The following is a 13,056-nucleotide window of genomic DNA, read 5'->3' on the forward strand; positions in this document are numbered from 1 at the left end:
TATTCTCAAACAAATCGTTGTCATTTCCGAACTTTCACCGGTTTGAATTAACTGATCCTTACTAATACATCGGCATGCTAATTAATGGTATTTGGTTATCGCGCTTCGGTGAGTCTCGTTCAACGGTTAGTGAACAAAGGAAACTTTCACTTATTTGATGCGTTCAAACTCACAACGGTCTGCCGGACCTGAAGGCGCGGCTTCGGCCTCTGTCATGCAACGCTCCGACTTGCGGATGACCGCCTGCACTACAAAAGTCATCAGCGCGCCGAACGCAAGACAAGCAGACAGGAACAGCATAGGTGCAATGACGCTACCGGTACGATCCTTGATCATCGGCACGACGTTTTGCGAAATGAATCCGCCCAGGTTGCCGATTGAATTGATCGCTGCGAGGCCTGCTGCTGCGTTGGCGCCCGTCAGGAAGCGGCCAGGCAACGACCACAGCACCGGTTGCCCGGCGAATATGCCGGCCGCTGCGAAGCACAGGCAAATAAACTGCAGCGTATTGCCGGGAACGAAGACGCTCAGTAGCAGGAAAAACGACCCCAGCAGAGCGGGCACGACGATGTGCCACGTCTGCTCGTTTCTGGCGACGGAGCGACGCGGCACCCACCACAGTACAAACCCCACCATCAACCAGGGAATGACATTCAGCAAACCGTTGACGGTGTTACTGACGCCGAATCCTTTGACGACCGTCGGCAGCCAGTAGCTCAGGCCATAGGCTGAGAGCGGGAAGAACAGGAAATAAAACGACATCAGCAACACCCGCCGGTCCAGCAGCACTGCAAACGGATTGGTGTGGCGGGTCGGCGCAATGCGCGCGGCCTCGTCTCGCAAGGTCTTGAGCAGCCAGTTCTTCTCGGGCTCGGTGAGAAAGCGTGCGGTTTGCGGCGTCTCGGGCAAGACCTTCCAGACAACCGGACTCGTCAGCACCGCCGCCATGCCCGTGACGATAAACACCCATTGCCAGCCGCGCATGCCGAGCAGACCGTCGAAGTCCAGCAGGATGCCGCCGATCGGTGCGGCCACGGCATTGGCGAGCGCGCTGCCGATCATGAAATAGCCGATCAGCCTCGCGCGGTGGCGCACGGGAAACCAGAGCGTCAAGTAGTACAGCACGCCAGGATAAAACCCTGCTTCACAGGCACCGAGCAGGAAGCGGAGGATGTAAAGCATGGCCGTATTGTGGGTGAAACCGAGCGCGACGGTAACCGCACCCCATGACAGCATGATCCGCGCGAACCATCGGCGTGCGCCGAGTCTGTCGAGCATGATGTTGCTTGGTATCTCGAACAACAGGTAGCCGATAAAGAACAGTGAGGCACCCAACCCATAGGCTGCTTCGCTCACACCGAGATCGGCTACCATCTGCAGTTTTGCGAAACCGATGTTTTGCCGGTCGAGATAGGCGATCAGATAGAGCAGCCCAAGCAACGGCATAAGTTTTAACGTGGCATGCCTAATGATTCGTTCGCCGTCGACGGCCGGTGATTGCACCTGCATTTTGTCTCCTTCAGGTCTTCTTGACGACGGTGTTTCCCGCCGCGTTAATATTTTCGATCGCTTGATGCGGATCGCGTGGTATGGCCAGCTTCCGCTGAAGCCTGCGAAGAACTCCGGATCGGCGCAACAGTAACAAAGCTGTGTTGCTATCGGTTAACTCTATGGGCGACCTGGAACTCCGTCAATCTACTCATGAGCATCCCATATACAAGGTATTTTTAGCTTAACGTTAAATTAGTTTTACTAATTTATAAACCAGTTATCTCGAAATTACTCCGCACTCACGCTTTGTCCCGTGCAGGCCAGAGCGCAACGCGATGGTCGCTCCCGACGTGTGACAGTTCGGCTCGACAGTCGATAGGTGAGGGTTTCCGGGAGCGGGGTAATGGTGTGTCGGGCTTGATCTGCGAACTCGCGAATGTCCGCTACTGACATTTGCCAGAACGCTCGCATGCGCGGCCAGCCACTCGCCATTCACTCGCCGATAACGCACGGTCGCGCGCACCGTCCGCGGTTTGCTTCTGTATCAATGCTACGGCCGTCTCGCGATGCAGAGCGTTTGAAATTTCCTTACACTGCCCCTGAAAAATAGACCGTGTAAACTCGAACTTTCAAGGAGATCAATGCATGAACCTCTCGTGGCGCACCATGGACCGCGCAACCCTCGACGCGGCCTACAGCAATGGCGATCCGCCGGCCGACTTCGAAACCCGCAGTGCAGCTTTCTACGCAGCACACCCCGGTGCTGACCTCGATGTCCGGTACGGTCCTGCCCCGCGCGAGCGCTTCGACTTCTTCCCGGTATCGGGCGGCAAGCAATCCCGCGCGCCTACCTTCGTTTTCGTTCACGGCGGTTACTGGCAAAGTTGCGACAAGGACCTCTGCGCCTTCGTGGCGGAGGGACCGCTCGCCCGTGGCATGAACGTTGTCGTGGCGGAATACACGCTGGCGCCCACTGCCTCGATGACGCAAATTGTGAGCGAGATCGGACGGCTGCTCGACGTCCTTGTCGAGCAAGGCCATACAACGCTGGTACTCGGCGGCCATTCAGCAGGCGGCCATCTCACGGCCATGCATCGATATCATCCGGCGGTCAAATACGCGCTGCCGGTTAGCGGTCTCTTCGATCTCGAGCCCATCAGCGCGGGCGGGCTGAACGACAAGCTCGGGTTATCGGCAGAGGAAATCACCCGCTTCAGCCCGATGCGGCACATCGCTCACGGTGCACCGATGGTCGTCACTGTCGGCAACGCAGAACTGCCCGAACTCATCCGCCATTCGTACGACTATGCGCATGGCTGCGCTGACGCGGGCGAACATGTGACTTACTTGCCGGTGCCGGGCGCAGATCATTTCTCCATTCTCTACGACCTCGCCGATCCAGATGGTTTGCAACTCAGCGCGTTAGCGCAATTGATGCAGGCTTGACGGTACTGCGCAACCCTTATCAAATGCCCGGCCATGCACCCGCGCAACGGGGTTGCACTTTGATCAAACCTTCGGGAATGGCTTGCTGAGAAACTTCGATCCTGCAAGCCCGAAGCGCCAGGGTACATCCACTGCCTTCGTGAGGCCGATGCGCGGTCCGATCGCGAGCGGATAATCCTCCTCCGGCGCTTCAATGTGAAACGGCGCGTCAAGCAGCGACATGCCGTTGTTTCCGTGCGTTATACCCAGGGCTTGCGCCACGCGTCCCGGTCCCGAGCACAACAGCTTCGCTGGTTCGAGGCCGCGCCGCTGGCGCATGGCATCGAGACCGGTCAGCGGTTCAATTGCGCGGATCAACACCCCGGCGCCGTGGCCTTCTTCGCGGCAAACAAAGTTGAGGCACCAGTGAATGCCGTACGAGCGGTACACGTACGCGTGCGCGGGCGGGCCGAACATGACGGCGTTGCGAGGGGTGGGACCGGAAAAGCTGTGCGACGCCGGATCTTCGGGATCATAGGCTTCAGTTTCAACGATCCTGCCGCCGACGCCGTCGACCGTGAGGATCGCCCCGATCAGGCGGCGTGCGACTTGTTCGGACGAGGCGTAGAAGTCGATAGGTGCTGCAGTGCGGGATGATTTGGGCATCGTTAAAGGAGGCGTTCGCACAGGAGTGTGCTGTCCGGGTTCAGCCACAGCGGCCAGGATTCTTCGTTTGCCATGGACGTTCAGCGCCTCGATTTTGCCGTTGTCATCGTCCTCCGTCCACCCGCACGCGGGAATCCACGTGGCACGCGTGGCCGTCCGCGGGCAGAATCCTCAACCAATCGGGCTAATCCGCTCCCGAGCCATCGCTTTCGATGCAAACCACCAGACCAGCGCCGCTGTCAGCAATATGGCCGCGGCCATCGCCATTGCGGTATGTATGCCGTGCTCAAACTGATCGGGCGACGGGACCATCGCGCCAAAAACCGCGACGCCCAGCGCAGCGCCCGTCTGCCGCGCCGAGTTCAGCACGCCGGCCGCAATCCCGGCGCGATTTTTATCGACGGTATCCATCAGCGCGCGCGTGGCTATGGGCGTGATGAGACCCGCGCAAAAGCCGATGGCCGGCATGGGGAGCGCAATGAGCCAGTACGGCGAAGTGTCCGTCGACATCAGCATGCCGAGAAAGCCGATCGAATAGATCCCCAATGCGACGCAGATCGGCCGGCGCGGCCCGAACATCCTGACGAACCGCGCCGCCGAGATGCTGCCCGCGGTCACCAGCGTGGTCAGCGGCAGGAATGCGAGGCCGGTCAGCAACGGCGAATACGCCCGCACCTGCTGGAAATAAAGACTCAGCGTGAAGATCAGGCCATAGAAGGTCATTGCCGACACCATCGAGACAAACGCAGCACTGGAAAAAATCCGGTTGCTGAACAAGGACAGGGGCAGCATCGGCTGCGACCGCCATGATTCGATTGCGACGAAACTCCCTGCGGCAAGAACACTCAGCGCAATCCCGCTCAAGATCCACGGCGAACGCCAGCCTGATGCGTGCCCTTCGATCAGCACTCCGATCAACATGCCCAGCGCCACGATTGCCGCCGCCTGACCGGCCAGATCGAGATGACGCGTTACCCCTTCACGTTCAGCCCGTTCGGTGCGTGCCACCCGCGATGTCAGCCACAAGCCGATCAACCCGATCGGCAGGTTCGCGAGGAAGATGCTGCGCCAGCCGAACGTATGGATCAGGATGCCGCCGATCAATGGACCACCGGCCATCGCGGCGCCGCCGCACGCCGCCCACAGGCCGATCGCGTGGCCGCGCTCGACCGGGTCGGCATAGGCGCGGTTGATGAGCATCAGCGAACACGGCACCAGCATCGACGCCCCGATCCCTTGCAACACGCGGGCGCCGGTCAGCGCCGCGAGATTGGGCGCAAGACCGCAGAGCGCGGATGCCAGCGTGAACACGGCAAGGCCGGCGAAATAGACCTTCTTCGCGCCCAACCGGTCGCCCAGTGCGCCGCCTGTCAACAACAGGCTCGCGAAGGTCAGCGTGTACGCGTTGACGACCCATTGCAGGCCCGCGGTGTTGGTCGTGAGCGCATTGGCGATGCTGCCTAGCGCAACGTTGACAATGGACGTATCGAGGATCACGACGATATAGCTGATGCTGGTCGCGGCGAGGACGCGGCGCTGCAGCGTTCGGGTGTCGGGCACGGGGAGTTTTCGCTACGGGACGGGAAATCCAGTGTAGGGGCGCCCACATGCCACAAGCTTCGACGCGTATCGAAGCATGCGCACAGGCGGCCGGACTATCATGGCGAGGTCAAAGCGGAGATCCTTCATGTACGCACATCCCGCGGTCTCGTCGGCCGCTTTCCTGATTGCCGATCCCACTCGCGCCGCCATGCTCATGGCGCTCGCCGACGGCCGCGCGCAACCTGCGGGCGAGCTGGCTTACGCGGCCGGCGTCACCGCCCAGACAGCAAGCTCTCATCTCGCGAAGCTCCTGGCGGGCGGGTTGTTGTCGGTGGAAACGCAGGGGCGGCATCGGTATTACCGTCTGGCCGGTTCGCATGTTGCGCTGGTGCTTGAAAATCTTGCATCGATTGCATCGGTTCTGCCGGGTGGCACGGTGCGTCGAACGCCGCGCAGCAGGGAAGCTCGTGAATTGCAGTTCGCACGATGCTGCTATGACCATCTCGCTGGCGGCCTGGGCGTGGCGGTGACGCAGGCGTTGCAGGACCGCGCGTTTATTGTTGCCACGGCGGACAAGCAGTTCGAGGTGACGCATGACGGCATGGCGTGGTTCAGCGCGATGGGCCTGGACGTGGCGGCGGTGAAACCGACCCGGCGCGGACTCGCCCGGCAATGCCTGGACTGGACGGAGCGGCGGCATCATCTGGCCGGGCCGTTGGGTGTCGCGTTCATGACGCAGCTTTGCGCGAAAGGGTGGCTACGCCGCTTGAAAAACTCGCGTGCTGTTCAGGTCACGCCGAAGGGATGGGCGGGGTTGAAAGAGGAACTTGGCGTGGACAAGAGAACGGTGCAGACCGGGGTGTAATCCGACCTGCACCGGCGCGAACCAGTACAGGTTTTTCAGCGTGTTACGACAGGTACAACAGGGTTATTTCTTCAATTCATTCTTCGTCAGCGCGCCGGAGTGCGGGTCGACGTGGATGTCATAGAACGAGCCCTGCTTGGTGGCTTCGCCTTCCCAGTGTCCGTCGTCGGCTTTGAGGCGCACCGCGTCGTAACCCTGCGCCTTGACCTTGGCGATTGCCGCGTCCTTCGTTATCTAGTCCGCACCCGGCTGGTCACGCGCGAATGCCGCACTGCTTGCTGCGAGTACGAGGATGCCTACTGCCGCGGTACACGTTTTCTTCAACATTTGCTCTCCTTAACGAATCGAATGGGCCAGCGCAACGGCTGGGTTAGTCGCTCGTGAATCTAACATCACGCTTACATGGCGATCCGCGACGGATGCGCACAGTGGTGCCTGCGGCAGGCTTTGGCACGGGCGTTGCTGCGCCGGTTATGGCTGGTCCAACGCTGTTTTTTCAAAGGAGTGTCGCCATGCCTGAGAAGAAAACTGTCGAACGTGCCCACGCTGCCAAACGTGCGGGAAAGTCGCCCAGCACGCAGGCTGGTGCGTTCGTGAAGGAGCAGATCGATCACATTCGTGAAGGCAAGCACGGTGCGAAGTCCGCGAAGCAGGCAATTGCTATCGGTTTGTCGGAGGCGCGCAGGTCGGGTGTGAGTCTGAAGGCGCCGAAGAAGGGCGCGGCCTCCGCCGCCACTCGCAAGAAAGCGGCGAAGGACACGCAAGCCGGCCAGCACAAGAGGCAACGAAGCGCGAGCACGGAATCCACGGCGAAGCGTTCCGCCACGTCCACGCGCGTGCTTAAACGTGAGGGTAGCCAGGCCGCTTCGCACAAAGCGCTTTCGAAGCAGACGCACGCAAGCGCGAGCCGGCGTTCCGCGGCTGAACGTTCGGCATCCGCCAGGAAAGGCTGGCAGACGCGCCGCAAGGCGGCTTCGAAGGCCGGTGCGACGCGGCACGCGCGTTAGCGCATTTGCAGCCCTTCCACAAAGAAAGGCCGTTCCGGATTACTCCGGAACGGCCTCTACGCTTGCACGTCGGTTTGCGTGCCGCTTATTCCAGACAGCAAGCGGCTGTGGAAACCGCGTTATTTCACCGTTTCGAGCACCTTGCGAACTGTGCTGAAGATCTGCTCGATCTCGTTGTCTTCGATGATCAGCGGCGGCGAGAACGCGAGAATATCTCCCGTATAGCGCACCAGAACGCCCGCCTCGAAGCATTTCACGAACGCTTCGTAGGCCCGCGCGCCGGGCGCGCCATCGCGCGATTGCAGTTCAACACCCGCCACCATGCCGAGATTGCGCACGTCCTTCACATGAGGCGCGTCGCGCAACGCATGAGCGGCGGCTTCGAATTTCGGTGCCTTTGATGCCGCCCGCTCAAACAGCTGGTCGCGTGCATACAGGTCGAGCGTGGCGATCGCGGCGGCGGCGGCCATCGGGTGCGCCGAATAGGTATAGCCGTGGAATAGTTCGATACCGTTCGCCGCGCCCGCATTGATGATCGTGTCGTGCACGTTGCGATGCGCAGCCACGGCGCCCATCGGAATGGCGGCGTTGTTGATCGCCTTGGCGAGGGTCATCAGGTCCGGCGTCACGCCGAAATACTCCGCTGCCGTTGCTTTACCCAGCCGGCCGAAACCCGTGATGACTTCATCGAAAATCAGCAGGATGCCGTGCTTCGTGCAGATCTCGCGCAGCTTTTGCAGATAACCCTGCGGCGGCACGAGCACACCCGTCGACCCCGCCAGCGGCTCCACGATCACGGCGGCAATGGTCGACGCATCGTGCAGCGCGACAATGCGTTCGAGTTCATCGGCGAGATGTGCGCCCCACGCCGGCTGGCCCTTCGAGAACGCGTTGTGCTCAGGCGCGTGCGTGTGCGGCAGATGATCGACGTTCGGCAGCAACCCGCCTGAAAACGTCTTGCGGTTCGGCCCGATGCCACCTACCGAGATGCCGCCGAAACCCACGCCGTGATACCCGCGCTCGCGGCCTATCAGCTTCGTGCGCTGGCCTTCGCCGCGTGCACGGTGATACGCGAGGGCGATTTTCAGCGCGGTATCGACGGATTCGGAGCCGGAATTCGTGAAGAAGATGCGGTCGAGGCCTTCCGGCATGATCGCCGCGACCTTCGTGGCCGCTTCGAAGGCGAGCGGATGGCCCATCTGGAAGGTCGGTGCGAAGTCGAGTGTGGCGGCTTGCTGCTGGATCGCGGCGACGATCTCATCGCGGCAGTGGCCCGCGTTCACGCACCACAGGCCGGCGCAGCCGTCCAGAATTTCGCGGCCATCGGTCGCGCGGTAGTACATGCCCTTGGCGCCCTCGATCAGGCGCGGTGCAGCTTTGAACTGCCGGTTGGCGGTGAAAGGCATCCAGAACGACGAGAGGTCGTCGATGACGGGGCGCGAAGTCATGGGAAATCTCCTGTTAGAACACGCAATGTAGTCCTCGATAAAAACCCGCGGCATAGACAGTTGTCCTGTCGCGGAGAGAACTGTGCTGGCAAAATGGCGAAAACTGTATTGGTCGACTACCCGGGCGATCAACTTTTATCATCCTTCATCATCCTCTTCCTGCCGACTCATGATCGAACTTCAGCTGGACCGTGACCGCGCGCAAGCGACGCTCGTCGAGCAACTGGTGCGGGCGTTTTCCGGCGCCATCGAACAACAGGCGCTGCGTGCCGGCGCGTTGCTGCCTTCGGTGCGCCAGCTCGCGCAGGCGGAACGGCTGAGCACCTTCACGGTAACGGAAGCGTATGGGCGCCTTGTGTCGATGGGCCTCGTGGTCGCGCGGCGCGGCTCGGGGTACCGGGTGGCGGCGCGTGCCCCGGCGGCGCACAAGCGCGCGGTGGCTTGGCAACCGCCGAGTCTCACCGCCACCTGGCTCCTGTCCGATGTATTCGCCGATCATTCCGTGCCGATCAAGGCAGGCTGCGGCTGGCTGCCCAACGAATGGGTCAATGAAAGCGGCCTGCATCACGCGTTGCGCTCGATCAGCCGCGTGCCGGCGGCACGCATGGCCGACTACGGGCACCCGTACGGTTTTGCGCCGCTGCGCGAGCGGATTGCCGAGCAACTTGACCGCTACGGTTTGCCCGCCGACCCTGCCGCGAACGTGTTGCTGACCGCCGGGGCCACGCAGGCGCTCGACCTGATTGTCCGCACGCTGCTGCGCCCGGGCGACACGGTCATTGTGGAAGATCCGGGTTACTGCAATCTGCTGCAGATCCTGCAACTGGGCGGCCTGATCGTGCGGGGTGTGCCGCGTACGCCGGCAGGAATCGATAACGACGTGCTTGAACAACTGGTGATCGAGCATAGTCCCAAGGCCATCTTTCTCAACACGACGCTGCAGAACCCGACCGGCGCGACCTTCGGCATGGCGGCCGCGTTTCGTCTGCTGCAGATCGCGGAACGCTACGGCCTGTGGGTCGTGGAAGACGATGTGAACCGCGAGCTCGCGCCGCCCGGCGCGCCGCTTCTGGCCGCTATGGAAGGCTTGAACCGCGTGCTGTATGTCGGCGGATTTTCGAAGACGATCACGCCGGGATTGCGCTGCGGTTATGTGGTCGCCGAGCGTGACGTGCTGCGCGAACTGGCGCGTACGAAGATGGCGGTGGGGCTGACTTCATCGGCGGCGACGGAACGTATTGTCGAGAAAGTGCTGACCGAAGGGCGTTATGCGCGCCATGTGGAATCGGTCACCGAAAAACTCAAGGACGCACACGCGCAGGTCGAGGACCGGATGGACTCGCTCGATGTCGAGCTGTTTCATCGCCCGCGCGCAGGCTTGTTCGTGTGGGCACGGCTACCGGTCGAGCCTGAGCACGCGAACGAACTGGCGACGCAGGCGCTGGAAGACGGCATCTGGCTCGCTCCGGGTTCGTATTTCCGCCCCGGGGACGCCGCGAGCAACTGGTTCCGCTTCAACGTGCCGTATTCCACTGAGGATGCGCTGTGGGGGTTCATAGAAAAGTGGAAGAGGCGATAGAGAAGGATGAGCTGGAGCAACAGGTCGTTCGATTTGTTTGCTCTTTAGGAACAATCGTGTAGTTAGTTTCAAGTGATAAGGACAGACTCGCCCTCGCGAATTGAACGGACGGCACGCAGCCGCCGGTCAATTCGCATCAGTGCGCGACCGCCGGATCCCGGGCGGTGTCGCGCATGTTGATTCCCATAAAGAGAGGGCCAACATGGCATTTGTTACTAACATTCCTTCCAAAGCAATCATCATGACCGTTGGATCCGCAAGCGCCGGCGGCACGTCAAGCGAGGCGTTGCCGGTCATCATGGGTACGGCAGACGCTGGAACCGCGGTGACCGTGTACGACGGTGTTCGATGGCTCGGCACTACCGTTGTAACGAGCGATGGTCTGTGGTTGTTCACGCCGCCTGCCGCACTCAAGGCGGGTCTTCACAAGTTCACGGCGATCTCCATAAACGGCGAAGACCAGTGGGGCGCCTCGTCCACGCCGATTTCCGTGACTATCGACTTGCCGGCAATGACGCCGCCCGTCATTACGGACGTCCTGGGAGGTAACGGTTTGCCGATTGCTCCGGGTAGCACGACGACGGAGTCGTATCCCAGCACAACGGGAACCGGTAAGCCGGGCGACACGATCACGCTTTTCGACGGTCAGCAGGTTATTGGCTCCGCAGTGGTGGACTACACCGGCAAATGGTGGATCACTGTGGGCGCGGGTCTGGCCGACGGTACACACGACCTGTATGCGATTGCATCGAATGTTGCAGGGTCGCATAGCTCGCCGTCGAATCATGCGGTTTTCACTGTCGACACCATGGCGCCCGCCCTTGGTGTTGATGGCATCGACACACATGCTTCGCACGCTACGCTCACGCTCTCGATCACCGATCTCTTGAATCTCGGGGAACGTGACTTGTTTTCTGACTATAAACACCTGGCGAAACCTGGCGGCAAGACGGGCAATCCGGTCGATCTGCCGGAATCCCGTGTGGCGGGTCTTGTGGAAGGAGAGTGGCAGCAACACGGCACGTCGAAAGCGGGCGGCGCCCTGTACACCATGGCTGAGCACTCGGGCGCGTTCGTCGAACCGTTGGTTCTTCAAGGCGTTGATCTGGAGACGCATCAAGGATGAACTGAGCCGCTTGCGCCGTCAGCTTGCGGCGTGACATAAAACAAAAAGCGCGAGCATGCTCGCGCTTTTTTGTATTTCTTCAGTGGTGTCCATTGGATATGGACACCGCTGCTTCATCGCCGGAATACGCCGAGCAACAGCGTTGCCAGGAAGATCACGATGAAGATGAAGAACAGGATCTTCGCAATCTCGGTTGCGCCACTCGCGATTCCGCCGAAGCCGAAAAACGCCGCGATGATCGCGATGATGAAAAAGATGACAGCGTATCGAAGCATGAAGCCCTCCAAAGGGTCGATTATCGGATTGGTTTGCGTGCCGGCTTGACGCCTTCGCCGCCTTGACTGTGCCGCTGCTGTATGCCGCGACGTCCGAATTCAGAGCAACCGCCGTGCCCAGGAGTCTTCAAACAGAAAATAGGGCGCAAAAGATCCACGCACAAAAAAGCCGCACTGCGTTGCACAAGTGCGGCCTGGATGACGCGCCGTGCGGCGCGGTTAAGAGGACGATAGGTTATTGGCGGGGCTTGCCTGTGTCGGGTTCGTCGTCGAAGTCATCATCGTCGGCGTGGTTTAGCGCATCCGGCAGGTGGTTCTCGAGTTCATCGCGTTCGATTTGATCGGCGAGATCGAGGGACTTGCGTGTTGCGGGACCGGACGGGCGGTTTGCTCCAGACATGGCGTAACTCCTTGGGAGATTTCAAAGCCGCGCCAACGAGGGCGCGAGTTGATCGGGCAGCAAGCTTCGTACATGCCTGTCGATCCCCCGGGATAACGGAGTCTGCGCATTTCTTGCCGCTTTTTACGGCCAAAGTTGCAATCGGGCTGCATATTTTGCGCGACGGCAGGCATGGACCAGTATGCGCCGCCTACAAAAAAATAGGCTGGTTCTGAACCCCCGGGCCACCAAATCGGCTCGCCGCCAGTGCAACGCGGGCCGCAGTGGTTGCACAATTAATTACTTCACTGAGTTACTTCACTGAGTTACGTCACTGAGTTACGTCACTGCGCCCGTCAGCGCGCGAGCACTGCGCTTCATCTCACACCAGTGCACGCTCGACGATCGGATACAACGACAACACAAGCAGCGTAGCCATTGTCCAGTTGAAGGCGCGCAGCCAGCGCGGTTGCGTGAGAAGCCGCCGCATGGACGTGCCGAACGCGGCCCACATGGTGATACACGGCAATCCGACGATGATGAACACGACCGCCATCAAGACCGCGTTCAGCGAAGAGCTCGAATGCAAATGGATCGTGGTCGCGGCCGTCAGCACCATCATCCATGCCTTCGGATTGATCCACTGAAACGCGGCTGCTTCTATAAACCGCATGGGCCGGCGTTCACCGTCGCGAACCTGCATGGTCGACGACGTTGCGATCTTCCATGCGAGATACAGCAGGTACGCCACGCTTAACGTTTCGAGCACCGTGTAAGCCCAGGCGAAACGCGCGAATGCCTGCCCTACGCCGAGACCGACCAGCACCATCAGGATGGCGACGCCTACGCTGATGCCGAGCACATGCGGCACCGTGCGGCGCAATCCGAAGTTCACACCCGACGCCAGCAGCATGGTGTTGTTCGGACCGGGCGTGATGGTGGTGACGAGCGCGAACAGCACTGCGGCGGGAAGCGCGGTCAGTAGGGCGGCAGTGTCGAGATGCATGATGTTTCCCTGGTGTTCGCTCGAGCAGGATCTGAACCGGATCGATAGTCCGGACGCGTCAGTGTATGAGATGTGATCTGTACAGTACCGGTACAGATACTCAGATCATTTCCTGTACGGTGCGGCAGGGTTTGTGCCGCGGAATGCGGCATGCCGCTTCTGGAATTCGTCATAGGAACCCTTGCATCGTCGGCACGATCCAGCCTCTGGCTCACGCTTTTTTGCATGGGTTTGATCGGTTCAAAAC

Annotated in this window: 13 protein-coding genes; 5 read left to right on the forward strand and 8 right to left on the reverse strand. The window is 60.7% G+C overall.

Features of this window, described 5'->3' with window-relative positions:
- Positions 1-150 precede the first annotated feature (150 nt).
- Positions 151-1,509 (reverse strand): MFS transporter, encoded by a 1,359-nt coding sequence (locus ABH944_RS21700; protein ID WP_404608535.1) that lies wholly within the window; start codon positions 1,507-1,509, stop codon positions 151-153.
- Positions 1,510-2,136: 627 nt separating this feature from the next.
- Between ABH944_RS21700 and ABH944_RS21705 the strand changes: the two genes are divergently transcribed.
- Positions 2,137-2,937 carry an alpha/beta hydrolase gene (locus tag ABH944_RS21705; protein WP_404608533.1) on the forward strand — a complete coding sequence of 267 codons (801 nt, stop codon included), beginning with the start codon at positions 2,137-2,139 and terminating at the stop codon, positions 2,935-2,937.
- Between the two features lie 63 nt (positions 2,938-3,000).
- Here ABH944_RS21705 and ABH944_RS21710 read toward each other — a convergent pair whose 3' ends face one another.
- Both ABH944_RS21710 and ABH944_RS21715 read right to left on the reverse strand, forming a co-directional pair.
- Positions 3,001-3,582, reverse strand: coding sequence for a DNA-3-methyladenine glycosylase (locus ABH944_RS21710; protein ID WP_404608531.1), 582 nt, complete (start codon positions 3,580-3,582; stop codon positions 3,001-3,003).
- Positions 3,583-3,753: 171 nt separating this feature from the next.
- The gene (locus ABH944_RS21715) at positions 3,754-5,142 is read right to left on the reverse strand and encodes an MFS transporter (protein WP_404608530.1); all 1,389 of its coding nucleotides are present in this window, start codon (positions 5,140-5,142) and stop codon (positions 3,754-3,756) included.
- Positions 5,143-5,269: 127 nt separating this feature from the next.
- On the opposite strand from ABH944_RS21715, the gene ABH944_RS21720 reads away from it, so the two are divergent.
- Complete coding sequence (locus ABH944_RS21720; RefSeq protein ID WP_404608528.1) at positions 5,270-5,989, forward strand: ArsR/SmtB family transcription factor; 720 nt, start codon at positions 5,270-5,272, stop codon at positions 5,987-5,989.
- 63 nt (positions 5,990-6,052) lie between these two features.
- Here the strand turns inward: ABH944_RS21720 and ABH944_RS21725 are convergent, their stop codons facing one another.
- Positions 6,053-6,223 carry a PepSY domain-containing protein gene (locus tag ABH944_RS21725; RefSeq protein WP_404608776.1) on the reverse strand — a complete coding sequence of 57 codons (171 nt, stop codon included), beginning with the start codon at positions 6,221-6,223 and terminating at the stop codon, positions 6,053-6,055.
- A 278-nt stretch (positions 6,224-6,501) separates the two neighbouring features.
- Here ABH944_RS21725 and ABH944_RS21730 point away from each other — a divergent pair, with 278 nt between their 5' ends.
- Complete coding sequence (locus tag ABH944_RS21730; protein WP_404608526.1) at positions 6,502-6,996, forward strand: DUF6496 domain-containing protein; 495 nt, start codon at positions 6,502-6,504, stop codon at positions 6,994-6,996.
- Positions 6,997-7,115: 119 nt separating this feature from the next.
- Here the strand turns inward: ABH944_RS21730 and aptA are convergent, their stop codons facing one another.
- Positions 7,116-8,444, reverse strand: coding sequence for an omega-aminotransferase AptA (aptA, locus tag ABH944_RS21735; protein WP_404608524.1), 1,329 nt, complete (start codon positions 8,442-8,444; stop codon positions 7,116-7,118).
- Between the two features lie 169 nt (positions 8,445-8,613).
- Here aptA and ABH944_RS21740 point away from each other — a divergent pair, with 169 nt between their 5' ends.
- A complete protein-coding gene (locus ABH944_RS21740; protein WP_404608522.1) occupies positions 8,614-10,023 on the forward strand; it encodes an aminotransferase-like domain-containing protein in 1,410 nt (469 codons plus the stop codon).
- A gap of 202 nt (positions 10,024-10,225) precedes the next feature.
- Positions 10,226-11,149, forward strand: a complete 924-nt coding sequence (locus tag ABH944_RS21745; protein WP_404608521.1) for an Ig-like domain-containing protein — start codon at positions 10,226-10,228, stop codon at positions 11,147-11,149.
- Positions 11,150-11,262: 113 nt separating this feature from the next.
- On the opposite strand, the gene ABH944_RS21750 is transcribed toward ABH944_RS21745, so the two are convergent.
- From ABH944_RS21750 to ABH944_RS21760, 3 genes are all read right to left on the reverse strand, one after another.
- Positions 11,263-11,424 (reverse strand): DUF1328 family protein, encoded by a 162-nt coding sequence (locus ABH944_RS21750; RefSeq protein WP_031363615.1) that lies wholly within the window; start codon positions 11,422-11,424, stop codon positions 11,263-11,265.
- 235 nt (positions 11,425-11,659) lie between these two features.
- Complete coding sequence (locus ABH944_RS21755) at positions 11,660-11,824, reverse strand: hypothetical protein (protein WP_404608519.1); 165 nt, start codon at positions 11,822-11,824, stop codon at positions 11,660-11,662.
- Positions 11,825-12,185: 361 nt separating this feature from the next.
- On the reverse strand, positions 12,186-12,809 hold the full coding sequence (locus ABH944_RS21760; RefSeq protein WP_404608517.1) for a LysE family translocator: 624 nt from the start codon (positions 12,807-12,809) through the stop codon (positions 12,186-12,188).
- Between the last annotated feature and the right edge of the window lie 247 nt (positions 12,810-13,056).

The sequence above is a fragment of the Caballeronia udeis genome (genome assembly GCF_044909315.1).
Taxonomy (GTDB): Bacteria; Pseudomonadota; Gammaproteobacteria; order Burkholderiales; family Burkholderiaceae; genus Caballeronia; species Caballeronia udeis_A.